The sequence below is a fragment of the Micromonospora sp. AKA38 genome (assembly GCF_027925725.1).
Taxonomy (GTDB): Bacteria; Actinomycetota; Actinomycetes; order Mycobacteriales; family Micromonosporaceae; genus Micromonospora.
Genome location: NZ_BNEI01000003.1, coordinates 312,887 through 328,042 on the forward strand (window position 1 = coordinate 312,887; position 15,156 = coordinate 328,042).

At 74.5% G+C, this 15,156-nt stretch carries 11 protein-coding genes; 5 read left to right on the top strand and 6 right to left on the bottom strand.

What is annotated here, in order from left to right; all coding sequences use genetic code 11:
- Nucleotides 1-95 precede the first annotated feature (95 nt).
- The gene (locus TPA0908_RS09835; RefSeq protein WP_281936759.1) at nt 96-1,256 is read right to left on the bottom strand and encodes a glycerate kinase family protein; all 1,161 of its coding nucleotides are present in this window, start codon (nt 1,254-1,256) and stop codon (nt 96-98) included.
- A gap of 43 nt (nt 1,257-1,299) precedes the next feature.
- On the opposite strand from TPA0908_RS09835, the gene nadA reads away from it, so the two are divergent.
- The 3 genes from nadA (at nt 1,300) to TPA0908_RS09850 (ending at nt 4,723) form a co-directional block, all read left to right on the top strand.
- Complete coding sequence (gene nadA / locus TPA0908_RS09840; protein WP_281936761.1) at nt 1,300-2,475, top strand: quinolinate synthase NadA; 1,176 nt, start codon at nt 1,300-1,302, stop codon at nt 2,473-2,475.
- 214 nt (nt 2,476-2,689) lie between these two features.
- On the top strand, nt 2,690-4,045 hold the full coding sequence (gene murA / locus TPA0908_RS09845; protein WP_308447822.1) for a UDP-N-acetylglucosamine 1-carboxyvinyltransferase: 1,356 nt from the start codon (nt 2,690-2,692) through the stop codon (nt 4,043-4,045).
- Between the two features lie 30 nt (nt 4,046-4,075).
- Complete coding sequence (locus TPA0908_RS09850) at nt 4,076-4,723, top strand: DUF3043 domain-containing protein (protein WP_281936763.1); 648 nt, start codon at nt 4,076-4,078, stop codon at nt 4,721-4,723.
- Between the two features lie 25 nt (nt 4,724-4,748).
- Here TPA0908_RS09850 and TPA0908_RS09855 read toward each other — a convergent pair whose 3' ends face one another.
- The 3 genes from TPA0908_RS09855 to TPA0908_RS09865 are packed head-to-tail and all read right to left on the bottom strand — an operon-like array spanning nt 4,749 to nt 7,472.
- Entirely contained in the window at nt 4,749-5,735 is a 987-nt protein-coding gene (locus TPA0908_RS09855) for an ABC transporter ATP-binding protein (RefSeq protein ID WP_281936765.1), read from the bottom strand.
- A complete protein-coding gene (locus tag TPA0908_RS09860) occupies nt 5,732-6,574 on the bottom strand; it encodes an ABC transporter permease (protein ID WP_281936767.1) in 843 nt (280 codons plus the stop codon). The genes TPA0908_RS09855 and TPA0908_RS09860 overlap by 4 nt, the downstream gene beginning before the upstream one ends.
- 46 nt (nt 6,575-6,620) lie before the next feature.
- Nucleotides 6,621-7,472, bottom strand: a complete 852-nt coding sequence (locus TPA0908_RS09865; RefSeq protein ID WP_308447823.1) for an ABC transporter permease — start codon at nt 7,470-7,472, stop codon at nt 6,621-6,623.
- Nucleotides 7,473-10,216: 2,744 nt separating this feature from the next.
- On the opposite strand from TPA0908_RS09865, the gene TPA0908_RS09870 reads away from it, so the two are divergent.
- Together TPA0908_RS09870 and TPA0908_RS09875 are read left to right on the top strand one after the other, a co-directional pair.
- Nucleotides 10,217-13,012: a WG repeat-containing protein gene (locus TPA0908_RS09870; RefSeq protein ID WP_281936771.1), complete on the top strand. Its 2,796-nt coding sequence runs from the start codon at nt 10,217-10,219 to the stop codon at nt 13,010-13,012.
- 51 nt (nt 13,013-13,063) lie between these two features.
- Nucleotides 13,064-14,062, top strand: coding sequence for an aldo/keto reductase family protein (locus TPA0908_RS09875; RefSeq protein ID WP_281936773.1), 999 nt, complete (start codon nt 13,064-13,066; stop codon nt 14,060-14,062).
- Nucleotides 14,063-14,150: 88 nt separating this feature from the next.
- On the opposite strand, the gene TPA0908_RS09880 is transcribed toward TPA0908_RS09875, so the two are convergent.
- Nucleotides 14,151-14,948, bottom strand: coding sequence for a site-2 protease family protein (locus TPA0908_RS09880; protein WP_281936775.1), 798 nt, complete (start codon nt 14,946-14,948; stop codon nt 14,151-14,153).
- Nucleotides 14,945-15,145, bottom strand: coding sequence for a hypothetical protein (locus TPA0908_RS09885; protein ID WP_107159991.1), 201 nt, complete (start codon nt 15,143-15,145; stop codon nt 14,945-14,947). Before TPA0908_RS09885 ends, TPA0908_RS09880 begins: the two co-directional genes overlap by 4 nt.
- Nucleotides 15,146-15,156: the final 11 nt, after the last annotated feature.

Consider the following 15,156-nt stretch of genomic DNA (forward strand, 5'->3'; position numbering starts at 1 on the left):
CCAACGCCGCACGTCCGCCAGTATTCCCGGTGGTCCGCCTCCGATCGTACGCCGCTGTCGGCGTGATCACCCGGCGGCGTGACCAGCGGAACGCCTCAGCGGCTCCACTGGCCGGCCAGCCGGGCGCCGAGCGCGCGCAGCCCCTCGGCCGGCCGCTCCATCGCCGCCGCCACTCCCCCACGATCCTCACCGCCGAAGTGCTCGACCAGGCTGTGCGCCTCGGTCACGCCGGCCGCGGCGGCCTCCCGCCGCCCGGTGCTCACCCGTCCCGCCAGCACCACGCACGGCACACCGCGGTCGCGGGCCGCCCCGGCCACGCCGGCGACCACCTTGCCGCGCAGCGACTGGTGGTCGAAGGAACCCTCGCCGGTGATCACCAGGTCGGCGGCGTCCAGCGCGGCGTCCAGCCCGACCGCGCGGGTGACCAGGCCGATGCCCGACTCGCGCCGGCCGCCGAGGGCCAGCACCGCCGCGCCGAGGCCGCCGGCCGCGCCGCCGCCGGGCAGCGCGCCGAGGTCGGGTGGGCACCCGGGCAGCGTCTCGACCAGCACGGCCGCCCAGCGCTCCAGCGCGGCGTCCAGCAGCAGCACGTCCGCCCGGTCGGCGCCCTTCTGCGGCCCGAAGACGCTGCTCGCGCCGTGCAGCCCGAGCAGCGGGTTGTCCACGTCGGTGGCGGCGACCAGCGTCGCGCCCCGCAACCGGGGTACGCCGTCGAGCGCGGCGACCCCGGCCAGCGCCGCCCCGCCGTACGGCAGCGCCCGGCCGTCCGCGTCGAGCGGGGTGACGCCGAGCGGGACGAGCATCCCGGCGCCGCCGTCGTTGGTGGCCGAGCCGCCCAGCCCCAGCACCACGGTCCGCGCGCCCGCCTCGACCGCGGCGGCGACCAGCAGTCCCAGCCCGTACGACGTGGTGGCCTTCGGGTCCCGTTCGGCGGCGGACAGCAGGTGCAGGCCGCACGCCTGCGCGCTCTCCAGGTACGCCACGCCGTCGTCGGTGAGCAGGATCTCACCGGCCGCGGGACGGCCGAGCGGGTCGACCGTGGGCACCGCCAACCGCCGCCCGGGCAGCGCCCCGGCGAGCACCTCGACGAACCCGGGCCCACCGTCGGCGAGGGGCCGGAGCAGCAGGTCGTCGTCGGGGGCGACGGTCCGCCAGCCCTCGGCCACCGCGGCGGCCACCTCCGGGGCCGACAGGGTGCCGGCGAACTTGTCCGGGCAGAGCAGCATCCGCATGCCGAGCAGTGTGGCAGGCCACATCCGTGGCGGCTGCGCGGTGGCCGGGCTGTGGGACCATGGGGACGTGACTTCGACCTGGGTTGAGCCCTCCAACACGGCCACTGCGCTGCTGCTCCTCGGCCGCGGCAGCGATCCTGCCACCGAGCGTGGCGTGGAGTGTCCGGGTGACCTCCCCGCGCCGAGCGATCCCGACCTGGTGGCCCGCGCGACCGCCGCGAAGGCCGCGCTCGGCACCAGAGTCTTCGTGCTGGGCCACCACTACCAGCGCGACGAGGTGATCCAGTTCGCCGACGTGACCGGCGACTCGTTCAAGCTGGCCCGGGAGGCGGCGGCCCGCCCGGACGCGGAGTACGTCGTCTTCTGCGGCGTGCACTTCATGGCCGAGAGCGCGGACATCCTGACCTCGGACGCGCAGAAGGTGATCCTGCCCGACCTCGCCGCCGGTTGCTCGATGGCCGACATGGCCGTGTTGTCGCAGGTCGAGACCGCCTGGGAGACGCTGACCGACCTGGGTGTGGCGGCGGACACCGTCCCGGTGACGTACATGAACTCCTCGGCCGACATCAAGGGTTTCGTCGGCCGGCACGGCGGCGTGGTCTGCACCTCGTCGAACGCCAAGCGGGCGCTGGACTGGGCGTTCGAGCAGGGCCGCAAGGTGCTGTTCCTGCCCGACCAGCACCTGGGCCGCAACACGGCGGTGCTGGAGATGGGCTTCTCGCTCGACGACTGCGTGCTCTACGACCCGCACAAGCCGGGCGGTGGGCTCACCGCGGAGCAGGTACGCGACGCGAAGATGATCCTGTGGCGCGGGCACTGCTCGGTGCACGGCCGGTTCACCCTCGACAGCGTGCACGACGTGCGGGCGCGGGTGCCCGGCGTGAACGTGCTGGTGCACCCGGAGTGCCGCCACGAGGTGGTCACCGCCGCCGACCTGGTGGGCTCCACCGAGTTCATCATCAAGGCCATCGAGGCGGCCCCGGCCGGCTCGGCGTGGGCGGTGGGCACCGAGCTGAACCTGGTCCGGCGGCTCGCGCTGGCCCACCCGGACAAGCAGATCATGTTCCTCGACCGGGCGGTCTGCTACTGCTCGACGATGAACCGGATCGACCTGCCGCACCTGGTGTGGGCGCTGGAGGAGCTGGTCGCCGGCCGCGTGGTCAACCAGATCACGGTGGACCCGGAGACCGCCGGGCACGCCCGCGCGGCGCTGGACCAGATGCTGGCACTGCCCGGCACCTGATCACCCTCGGTGAGATCGCTGGCACGGAAACGTACCGGACACCCCGGTTCGTGCCCCCGCTGGCGATGTGACCGATTCCATTCTCGTCACGGAGGGCTATGCTGCCGGGGCGACGACATACGCGTGCCGGTTTTCCCATGGCCGCGATCCGGGTAGCGATGACCAATCGCGAGCCCTCACCTACACGGCAACACCCAACGCGCTGGAGGTTGCGTTGACCGACGACGTCCTGGTCGTACACGGAGGCACTCCGCTCGAAGGGCGGATCCGCGTGCGCGGCGCGAAGAACCTCGTGTCCAAGGCGATGGTGGCCGCCCTGCTCGGCGACACACCCAGCCGGCTGTTCGACGTGCCGCGGATCCGTGACGTCGAGGTGGTCCGCGGGCTGCTCGGCCTGCACGGGGTGAAGGTGACCGACGGCACCGAGGACGGCGAGCTGGTCTTCGACCCGTCCAACGTCGAGAGCGCCAGCACCGACCAGATCAACGTGCACGCCGGGTCCAGTCGGATCCCGATCCTGTTCTGCGGCCCGCTGCTGCACCGGCTCGGCCACGCGTTCATCCCCGACCTGGGCGGCTGCCACATCGGCCCGCGCCCGATCGACTTCCACCTGCAGGCGCTGCGCGAGTTCGGCGCGACCGTCGACAAGACCCCCGAGGGTCTGCACCTGTCGGCGCCGAACGGGCTGCACGGCACCAAGTTCGCGCTGCCGTACCCGAGCGTCGGCGCCACCGAGCAGGTGCTGCTGACCGCCGTGATGGCCGAGGGCGTCACCGAGCTGCGCAACGCCGCCGTCGAGCCGGAGATCATCGACCTGATCTGCATCCTGCAGAAGATGGGCGCGATCATCAAGGTCCACACCGACCGGGTGATCGAGATCCAGGGCGTCAAGAAGCTGCACGGCTACACGCACCGGCCGATCCCCGACCGCATCGAGGCCGCGAGCTGGGCGGCGGCGGCGCTGGCCACCCGCGGCCACGTCGAGGTGCTCGGCGCGCAGCAGGCCGACATGATGACGTTCCTGAACATCTTCCGCTCCGTCGGCGGCGAGTACGAGGTCACCGACAGCCGGCCGCCGAAGCTCGGCGACCCGGGCCAGGAGGGCGGCATCCGGTTCTGGCACCCGGGCGGCGAGCTGAACGCGGTGGCCCTGGAGACCGACGTGCACCCCGGCTTCATGACCGACTGGCAGCAGCCGCTGGTGGTCGCGCTCACCCAGGCCCGGGGCCTGTCGATCGTCCACGAGACGGTCTACGAGCAGCGGCTCGGCTACACGGAGGCGCTGAACACGATGGGCGCCAACATCCAGGTCTACCGGGACTGCCTCGGCGGCACGCCGTGCCGTTTCGGCCGGCGCAACTTCAAGCACTCGGCGGTGATCGCCGGCCCGAGCAAGCTGCACGCGGCCGACCTGGTCATTCCGGACCTGCGGGCCGGGTTCAGCCACCTCATCGCGGCACTCGCCGCCGAGGGCACCTCCCGGGTGTACGGCGTCGACCTGATCAACCGGGGCTACGAGGACTTCGAGGCCAAGCTGGCTGACCTGGGCGCCCACGTCGAGCGTCCCTGATCCACCCGGTCACCGGCCCGGCGCACCGCGATGTGCGCCGGGCCGCACCGGTTGGCTACCCTTGCCGGCGTGCCGTCGCTGTTTCGCCGCAAGTCCGCCGACCCCGTCGAGGAGTCCGTCACCACGGTGACGACCGACGAGGAGTCCGCCGCCGCCCGCCCCCGGGGCTACACGCCCAGCAAGAAGGAGTTGGGGCGGACCACTCCGAAACGTCCGGCCGCCGGTCGCCGGGCCGCCGCGCCGGTCCGGCCGCTGACCAAGGAGGAGGCCCGGGAGCAGCGCCGCGCCACGCGCGCCGAGGCCACCGCCGAGTTCCGCCGCGAGGGCGGTCCGCGGGACCGGGGGCCGGAGCGCCTGCTGGCCCGCAACGTGGTCGACTCCCGGCGTACGGTCGGCACCTGGTTCTTCGGCGGCGCGCTGATCGTGCTGGTCGGTTCCAACCAGGCCATGCCGCCGATCGTGCGGTTGCTTTCCAACCTGCTCTGGGGCGCGCTGGCCCTGGGCGTCCTGATCGACTCGGTGCTGATCTCCCGGAAGATCAAGAAGCTGGTCCGCCAGCGCTTCCCGAAGAGCACCGAGAAGCTCGGCTCGCTCTACTTCTACGCGATCATGCGGTCGATCACGTTCCGCAAGATGCGCGCGCCCGCCCCCCGGGTCAACATCGGCGACAAGGTCTGAGCGACGCGTCAAGAAGGGCCCCCTGCTATACGCCAGGCGTTAACAGGGGGCCCTTCCTTTCGCTCTGGTAGAGGCGGGCGACGACCTCCTCGATGTCCGGCTCCACGATCGAGATGTCGCGCAGCGTGGCCAGGCCGGCCAGCCCGGCCACCACCTCGGCGACGCTCGCCCGTTCCAGCGCGAACACCAGCCGCCGCCCGTCCGCCTCCACCCGCTGCACCGGCGCGCCCGGCAGCACCGGCGGCTCGGGCAGCGCGGTGCCCAGCTCGGCGACCACCATCCGGCGTGAGCCGTACCTGTGGTGCAGCTCCGCGATCGACCCGTCGTGCACCACCCGGCCGTGGTCGATGACCACGAGCCGCCGGCAGAGCCGTTCGATGTCGGCCAGGTCGTGCGTGGTGAGCACCAGTGTGGTGTCACCGGCCCGGCCCAGCTCGGCCAGGAAGCCGCGGACCGCCTGCTTGCTGACCACGTCCAGCCCGATGGTCGGCTCGTCCAGGAAGAGCACCTCCGGGCCGTGCAGCAGCGCCGCGGTCAGCTCGCCGCGCATCCGCTGTCCCAGGGAGAGCTGCCGGACCGGGGTGTCCAGGAACGCGTCCAGGTCGAGCAGGTCCCGGCAGCGGGTCAGCCGCGCCGCGTGCGCGCCGGCCGGCACCCGGTAGACGTGCCGCAGCAGGTCGAACGAGTCCCGCAGCGGCAGGTCCCACCAGAGCTGCGACCGCTGCCCGAACACCACCCCGATGCGCAGCGCCAGCCGGGTCCGGTCGGCCACCGGCCGCAGCCCGCAGACCCGCGCGCGGCCCGCCGACGGCATGAGCACACCGGTGAGCATCTTCAGCGTGGTCGACTTCCCGGCGCCGTTCGGCCCGATGTAGCCGAGCATCTCGCCGCGCTCCACCCGCAGGTCGACGCCGTCGACCGCGGTCACCGTCCGTTTCTCGCGGCGCAGCGTCCCGGTCCTGACCCGCACCGTGAACTCCTTGCGCAGCCCGTCCATCTCGATGACGTTCATGACCCCGTACTCCGGTAGTGACGGACCCCGACGCGCCAGGCCACGACCGCGACCGTCGCCGCGACCAGCGCGACGGCCGGCGACGCCCAGCCCACCCAGGCCGGCAGGCCCAGCGGGTCGGCGCGGCCGAGCAGCGCCAGCGCCGGGTGGTAACTGACGAACGCGAACCCCATCCCGTACGCGAACAGCGCGCGGAACCACCCGCCGTAGACGGTGACCGGGTACGAGGTGAAGTCGCGCCCGCCGTAGGTGACCGAGTTGGCCAGCTCGCCGGAGTCGACCCAGTAGAACGACACGGTGGCGGTGGTGACGAAGACCGAGGCGAAGAAGACCACCGCGGCCGGCGGGGCGACCACGGCCAGCGCGACCCGGCCCGGGGTCCAGTCGATCCCGGCCGAGGCGAGCGCGAACCCGAGCACCGCCAGGCCGAACACCGCGCGGGACACCTTGCGCAGCGGCAGGTCCATCAGCAGCAGTTGGGGCAGCGCGGCGAGCGGGCGGACCAGCACCGCGTCGAAGAGGCCGGCGCGCACGTACCGGGGCAGCCGTTCGACGTTGCCGACCAGCAGGTCGGCGGCGGCGAACCCGCACGACGACAGCCCGACCACGACAAGCGTCTCGCGCAGCGTGAAGCCGCCCAGCTCACGCGTCACCCCGAAGATCACCAGGACGGTGACCACGTCGAACACGGTCGCGCCGAGGTTGCCGACCAGGTCGACCACGAACGACGTGCGGTAGGCCGCCTGCGAACGCGCCTGCGCCCCGAGCAGCGCCCGGTACGCCCGCAGCGCCCCGCCGCCGACCTCGGCCACCCCGGGCGCACTATCGTGCTCAGCCACCCTGGGCGCACTGCCGTGCTCGGCCACCCTGGGCGCACTATCGTGCTCAGCCACCCTGCACCACCAGGCGGCGCTCGGCCCGGCGCTGCACCAGCCGGCAGAGCGCCAGCAGCAGCACCGCCCAGCCGAGTTGGAGCCCGACCAGGTCGAGACCCGTCGACATCGGCTCCCGCTCGACAAGCACGTCCAGCGGCACCTGCAGGAGGCTCGGGAACGGGGTGGCGTAGCGCAGGGTCGCCTCCAGCCAGCCGGGCAGGAAGCCGAGCGGGAAGTAGAGCCCGGCCAGCACGCCCGAGCCGAGCGTCCAGAGGATCATCGGACCACGGACGTCCTGCAACCAGTAGGCGGTGGCGTTGACCAGGTAGCGGCAGCCGAAACAGACCACCACCGCGAGCAGCGCGGAGAGCAGGAACAGCGGCACGGTGGCCCAGTGCCGGGGCAGGTACACCGCGAAGAAGAACGGGCCGACCACCAGTGGGGGCACCAGCCGGGCGAGCGCGGCGAACCCGGCCCGGCCCACGTCGACGGCGAGATAGTTGGTCACCGGGTGCACCGGTCGCAGCAGGTCGGCGGCCACCTCGCCGGAGCGGATCCGGTCGGCCAGCTCGGTCCAGCCCCAGATCGCGATGACCGCCAGCAGCCCCTGCCCGGCCCAGACGAACGTGGCGAGCTGCGCCCGGTCGTAGCCGGCGACGGTGCCGGCCGCGTCGGTGGCGGCGAGGAAGATGTAGCAGCGCAGGAAGCCGAAAACGGTGTTGGTCACCACGCCGGCCACGGCCGCCTGGCGGTAGGTGGCGTGTCGCCGGAACCCGGCCGCCACTATCGCGCCGAATGTCCGAAACCATGGGGTAACGTGTCCGTCGGTGGGTGACGCCACAGTGGCGGTGACCGAGCCCACGCCGTTACCCTCCTTCCGCAGCCAAGACCTGCTGGCCGGGCGACTCTACCGGCACGTCCGCCGCCCCAGCGCGACAATTTCCGACGAGGTGACACCGCCGTGAGCGAGCGACGCGAGCCGGTTCCGGGGCCGCGCCGCGCGAGCCACGGAAGGGGCTGCCGATGAGTGGCTGGGGCAGCTGGCGTGAGCCGGCCGAACCGGCCTGGGCGCTGGAGCCCACCCACGAGTGGCAGCCGCAGTTCCCCGGGCAGCGCTACCCGGGTGACATCGGCCTCGAACACCTGACGCCGCCGCCGCGTCGCCGGGCCGTGGTCGGACGCGCCGAGGTACGCCCGGTCAGCCCCGGGCCCGAGGACGCGCACCCGACCAGCCCGGCGCCGACCGACGCGTACCCGGCCGGCCCGGCCGACCCGCGCGGGACGTACCCGGTCAGCCCCGCTGGACGGCGTGAGACGTACCCGGTGAGCCCGGCGGGGCCGCGCGGGACGTACCCGGTCAGCCCGGCCGGGCCGCGCGGGACGTACCCGGTCAGCCCGGCCGGGCCGGACGAGCGACGCGGGCAGCGGCCGGTCGGTGCGGCGGGCGAGTGGCGCGGCCGTCCGGACCGCCCCGGCGCGGACGGCCGACCGCCTCGGCCGGCGGACCGGACCCCGCCCGGCCCGCCCCCGACACCCGAACGCTTCGACCAGCGCTGGACCCACCCCGGGGCGCCGTCGCACCGGTCGACCCCACCGGCGCCGGGCTGGATGCCGGAGCCGAGCGAGGCCCCGCAACCCGCCGCGAGCTGGTCCGAACGCCGCCGGCCGGCGGACGACCGCCGCGCCCCGGTGGACGGTCGCGAGGCCGGACCCGACCGTCGCGAGGCCGGACCCGACGGTCGCTGGGCTCCGGCGGCCGACGCGGGACGGAATGCCGTACCGGGCCGGCCCACGGAACGCCACGGCCAGGCCGGCCCCGCGCGCGAGCGTGGCACCGCGGCACGCGGCGAGCCGGGTCGTGACGGTTGGCGCGAACCGGGACCGCCTCCGACGGACCGGCGCGAGCCGACCGGTGGACGGTGGGCCGACGGCACGCCGCGCCGGGACGCCGCCGGCCCCACCGGGACCGACCGGTACGGCGACCCGCGCCCCGCGCTCGACCAGCGGTGGGACGGTCAGCGCCCGCCGCTCGACCGGACCCACGCGCCGCAGGGCGAGTGGCCGGTGATCGAGCGGCGGTCGCGTACCGAGCCGGCCGCGTACCAGCCCGACGAGCGGTCCCGCCCGCACGCGGAGCGGCCGGCGCGGGACGGGTACCCGGGCGGCCCGACCGACGACCGGCGCCGCGACGGCCACCGTCCGGAGCAGGACGGCCCGGCCCGCCCCCACCCCGAGTCCCGGGATGCCCGACCGCCCGCAGCGCGCCCCGACCACCGGCCTCGGCCGGCCCAGTGGCCGGTACGCCCCGACGAGCACCCACCGGTCCGTGCCGGTGAGGCCCCGACGCGGCCGGTACCGCCGAGCCGACCCGACGAGCCACGGCGGTCCGCTCCCCCGGCGCCTGGTCGCTACGACGAGGTCCGCCGGCCGGCTGCCGAACAGGATCGCCGGGTCCCCACCGGACCGGCCGCCACCGCTCCGGTTTCCGGCGTGCCCGGAACCGGCGTGCCCGGAACCGGCGTGCCCGGAACCGGCGTGCCCGGAACCGGCGTGCCCGGAACCGGCCGGTCGGCGGCACCCGCGGCACGGGCGTCCGCGCCCGGGGTGGCGGCCGACGCGCCGGCCCCGACCGCTCCCGCTCGCCCGGCTCCGCCTGCCTATGCCGGCCCCACATCCGGGCAGACATCCGAAAGTGGCACGGCCCGATCCGGCTCCTCCGGTCCGGCCGAGGTTCGAACGCCCCACACCGGGCCGGCCACTTCGGCCGGGAATGAACGCCCGACAACCGGCGCGACAACCGGCGGCACGGCTGCCGACCCGGATCAGGACCGGCGGGAGCCTGTCCGGTACCGCCCGCCGGTACCCGAGGCGGATCCGGCACCGCAGCCGAAGGACTCCGGTTCGGAGGCATGGTTCCGGCCGAGCAAGCCGACGACGACCGGCGGGCGTGACGGCCAGCCCAGCGACACGGACCGTGCCGAAGCACAGGCTGCGCCGTCCGTTTCCGCCGGGGCGACCTTGCCGGCAGAGCCTGTCCCCGCCACTTCCCCGACCGGCCACGCGCCGACGGACCGGCTTCAGACTGCCGTACCGACCGACCAGGCCCGGACTGCCGCACCGGCGGATCAGGACCCGGGTGTCGTGCCGGCGGACGAGAACCCGGCTGCCGCGCAGGCCGGACCGGAGCGGCGGGTCGCTTCGATCGCGCCCGCCGAACCGACGGGTGTGACCGGCGACCGCTATCGACCTGAGAGCGTGAACGACTCGGCGGTCGTGTCCGGAATCGGCACCGCGTCCCGGACCACCGAACGAGCCGAAGACACCGGGCCCACCTCCACCTCCGTCGACCATGTCGACCCGCCGGCCGAACCGGTCGCCGCCGCGGCAACCGAGGTGACGCTTCCCGACGCGCGTCCGTCGGCGTCCCCGGCGTCGATGCCTGCTGAATCCCCGACGCCGACACCGCCCACTCCGTCTGCCAACCCTCGAACCCCCACGCCGGCTGTCCCGACCACCGGCTCCGTACCCTCCGCCGGTCACGACCGGCCGGCACCGGCCGGAGAGCCGACCGCGGACCACACCGTCAGGCCCGGCCAGGTCGACGCGTTGACCGACGACCAGGACGCCCGCACCGCCACCCGTAGCGACGCGTTCACCGACGACCGGGACGCCCGCACGACCAGCCATGCCGCGGCGACCCGCACCGGGGCCGACGCCGCGCCGGTCACGGTGGCCGACGACGCGCCGCTCACGGGCACGGGCACGGGCACCGATGACACGCCGAACGCGGTGGCCGACGATGCGCCGGGCGCGCTGGTCGGCGACACGCCACACACGGGCACCTACGACGCGCCGGTCACGGTGGTCGACGACGCGCTGGTCAGGGTGGCCGACGATGCGCCGCACGCGAGCCCGGGCACCGACCTCGGGTCAGACGCGGTGACCGACGACCCACCGCACGCGATCGTCGCCGACGAACCGCGCACCGAGACCGACGCCACGGCATACGCGGTCGCCCACGTCCAGCCGGGTACCGGGACCGACGCCGTGGCGTACCCGGATGCCACGGCGCAGGTCACGGCGGTCGCCGGCATGACCGTCCCTTCGGGAGCGACAGCGGACCCGGCCACGCCGTCGTCGGGGACCGGGAGCACCGGTGCGGACGGCGACGGGCGCGGGCGGGTGGGGCCGGGCGACCTGCCCGCTGACGCCGCCGCACCCGGCTCCGCGCCGATCATGGACGCCCCGACCGGTGACGAGCGGGCCGCCGACGGCCCGACCCTCGACGAGCGGGCCGCCGACAACGCGACCGACGACACCCTGCCCGACGACGTCCCGACCGACGACAGCTTGACCGGCGACGCCCCGAGCGACGACAGGGCGGTCGAGGACGGCGCGCGCGGCAGTGAGCCGGGAGACGGCTTCCGACCGGTACCGGACCGACGTGTCACGAGGGCCGGCGAGGAGCGACCCGTCGGGGCAACCCGCGCTGAGGAAGAGCCGCGTCGTCCAGCCGCTGCCGCAGAAGATTCGGCTCCTCTGCTGTCGACCGCCGTGGATTCCAGCGGCGCCGCCCCGGCCGGAGAAAATTCGGTTGGGGCGTCCGCGAGTTCGCCCGACGCCGCCCGGAGCGTCGCCGCGACCGACCCGGAGCCCGCTGGCCCGACCCGGATGGACGGCGCTACCACCGGCTCGCGTGCCCCCGGCACGACCCTGGCCGGCAGCCCGACCCCGACCGCCACGAGCCCCACCGGCACGCCCCGGACCGGCGACATCGACATCGGCACCGGCACCGAAGTCTCCGGCACGGCCCAGGCCCACGCCACGCCCGCCGGCTTCCCTCTCCCCCGCACGACCCGAGCCGACGACACGACCAGCACCACCGACACGACCCGAGCCGACGACACGACCAGCACGGCCAGCACCGGCAGCACCGGCACGACCGGCGGAGGGCGGGGCGCACCCGAGCCGACCGGTCCGGCGTCGACACGTGCCGACGCCGGACCGGTACGTGTGGACGAGGCCGACGGGCCGGCTGGCGCGCGTACCCCGGAATCGGGGCCGGCGGGCGACGAACCGGCGCCGGCGCGTCCGGTGGACCCGGAGCGGGCCCTGGCCGCGGTCGGCTGGCGGCTGCACCCGGAGACGCTGCGCGAGGAGGCGCCCGATCCGGCGGAGCTGCGGCGGATCCGGGACGGGCTCACCGGCAAGCTCGACACCGCGCTGGACAACCGCAGCCGGGCCCGGCTGCTCAGCCTGCGTGCGGTGGCGTCCCGGGTCCTCGGTGACGCCGACGACGCGGTCGCCGACGCGCGGCTGGCCCTCACGTACGCGGAGGCCACCGGCGAGTTGCGGCGGACCGCGCTGGCCCGCGCCCGGCTGGCCGAGGTGCTGCGTTGGCGGGGCGAGTACGCGGAGGCCGACCGGCTCTTCGCCGAGGCCAACTCGGCGGAACTGCCGGACCGGTTGCGTGCGCTGCTGCACGAGCACGCCGGTCGCTGCTGTTACGACCAGGGTCGGTTGACCGAGGCGTGCCTGCACTTCGAGCGGGCGCTGGACCTGCGCCGGGGCGAGGACGCGGCGCTGAACGCCCGGACCCTGGTCGCACTGGACGCGGTCGCGGCGCGGGCGGCGCGCGACGGGTTCGGGCCGGCGCCGCGCGGGCGGTCGGAGGTGCTCGGCACGCCGCGGTACCCGGTGGCGACGTTCGACGAGGAGCAGGAGCTCTGGGGGTACGCGGACGCCGACGGTGAGCTGGTGATCCGGCACCGGTACGCCGAGGTGCAGCCGTTCCACGAGGGACTGGCCTGGGTACGACGGCCGGAGGCGTCCCGCTGGGCGTTGATCGACACGTCGGGGGCGGCGCTGATCGAGGCGAACAACGGCTACCGCTCGGTGGGCGCGTTCGCCGAGGGCCTGTCGTGGGTGAGCATGGACGGCAAGGGCCGGTGGATGGCCGTCGACCGGACGAACATCGTGCAGATCCCGCCCGGTTACGAGGAGGTCCGGCCGTTCCGCAACGGTCTGGCCGCGGTGCGGCAGAACGGCGGCTGGGGGGCGGTGGACCACGCCGGCGAGGTGGTGGTGCCGACCCGCTACCACGGTCTCGGCACGCTTCTGGCCGACGGCCGGCACCTGGACGGCTTCACCGAGGAGGGGCTGGCGGTGGTCGAGCTGGCCGGCCGGCGGGGCGTGGTGGACCGGCACGGCCGGGTCCGGGTGGCGCCCGCGTACCCGACGCTGGTGATCCACCCGGTGGCGTTCCTGGTCACCACCGAGGCAGGTCGCTGGGGCGCGCTGGACCGGCACGGCGAGCCGCTGATCGACCCGGTGCACCCGGGCCGGGCCGCGGTGGCCGCCGAGATCGACCGACTGCTCGCCGACGCGAACCCGGTGCTCTGACCCGGGGAGCCACAACGGGTGCCCGCCGCCGGGCGGAGTTAGGGTCGGACCATGGAATTCCGACACCTGGGCCGCTCCGGCCTGATGGTCAGCGAGATCTCGTACGGCAACTGGATCACCCACGGCTCGCAGGTCGAGGAGGACGCGGCGGTCGCCTGCGTGCGGGCCGCCCTCGACAACGGCATCACCACGTTCGACACCGCCGACGTCTACGCCGGCACCCGCGCCGAGTCGGTGCTCGGCCGCGCGCTGGCCGGCGAGCGCCGCGAGGGGCTGGAGATCTTCACCAAGGTTTACTGGCCGACCGGGCCGGGCCGTAACGACCGTGGCCTGTCCCGCAAGCACATCATGGAGTCGATCGACGGCTCGCTGCGCCGCCTGCAGACCGACCACGTCGACCTCTACCAGGCCCACCGCTTCGACGTCAGCACCCCGCTGGAAGAGACGATGGAGGCGTTCGCCGACGTCGTGCACGCCGGCAAGGCGCACTACATCGGCGTCTCGGAGTGGACGGCGGCGCAGTTGCGCGAGGCGCACGCGCTCGCCCGTGAGCTGCGCATCCCGCTGGTCTCCAGCCAACCGCAGTATTCGATGCTGTGGCGGGTCATCGAGGCCGAGGTGATCCCGGCCAGCGAGGAGCTGGGCATCGGCCAGATCGTCTGGTCGCCGATGGCGCAGGGCGTGCTCTCCGGCAAGTACCTGCCCGGCCAGCCGCCGCCGGCCGGCTCCCGCGCCACCGACGAGAAGTCCGGCGCGAACTTCATCGCCCGGTGGATGTCCGACGAGGTGCTGACCCGGGTGCAGCAGCTCAAGCCGCTCGCCGAGCAGGCCGGGCTGACCATGGCGCAGCTCGCGGTCGCCTGGGTGCTGCAGAACCCGAACGTGTCCTCGGCCATCATCGGCGCGTCCCGGCCCGAGCAGGTGCACGACAACGTGAAGGCGGCGGGCGTGAAGCTCGACGCCGGCCTGCTCAAGGCGATCGACGACATCGTCGAGCCGGTCGTCGAGCGGGACCCGGCGAAGACGGACAGCCCGGCGCGGCGTCCGTGACGTCAGTCGTCCCCGGGCCGGCGTCGCCGTCGGCCCGGGGACGACCGGCGCACACCCCGCCGGGCCGGTCGCCCGGACGGCGGGCCCGTCAGCCCTGCCAGAACCGGATCAGGTAGAGGCCCAGCCGGTAGAGGTCCGGTGGGAGGCCGAGCGCGTCACCGACCGCGAAGACCCCGCCGAAGAACGCGCCGCCGATGCGCGGGCTCCACAGCAACGCGAAGAGCAGGATGAACCCGTACGGGGCGAACAGGTCGTACATCCGCCGGTAGGCGGGGCTGAGCCAGGGCTGGATCATGTTGCCGCCGTCCAGGCCCGGCACCGGCAGCAGGTTGAGCACGCTGGCCATGAGCTGGAGGAACGCGAGCAGCCCGACGCCGGCCCAGAACTCCAGCGGCCCGCCCAGCGCCGGCCCCCACGTCACGGCCGCCACCAGCACCAGCGTGAACACCACGTTGGTGGCCGGCCCGGCGAGGCTGACCAGGGTGTGCCGCAGCCGCCCGGGAATGGCGTGCCGGTCCACCCAGACCGCGCCGCCGGGCAGACCGATGCCGCCGAGCAGCACCACGACCACCGGCAACACGATCGACAGCAGCGGGCTGGTGTACTTCAGCGGGTTGAGCGTCAGGTAGCCCCGGTGGGCGATGTCCCGGTCGCCGGCCCGGTACGCGACCACGGCGTGCGCGTACTCGTGCAGGCAGAGCGAGACCAGCCAGCCGGCGACCACGAAGAGGAACACGTCGAACCGGACGTTGCCGTACCGGTTCCAGGTCATCACCCCGCCGGCCGCGAAGAGCGCGACCAGGGCCAGGAAGATGGGGCTGGGCCGGAACGCCGCCCGGGGCACGCCGAGGATCAGCGGGTCGCCCGGGCGGTCGTAGCCCGTCATTCGGCCGGGGGTTGCAGGCTCATCCGGTAGTCCACCCGGTCGTCCTCGACCAGCACGACGGAGGTGACGCCGGATGTCGCGAGCTCCCGCCAGGTCTGGCCGATCCAGGACTCGGCGTCCGCCTGGCTCGGGAACGACTCGCCCGGCCCGTCGACCGGGTCGCCGTTCGCGCCCTCGTACCGCCAGCTCCACGCCATGCCGCGTCTCC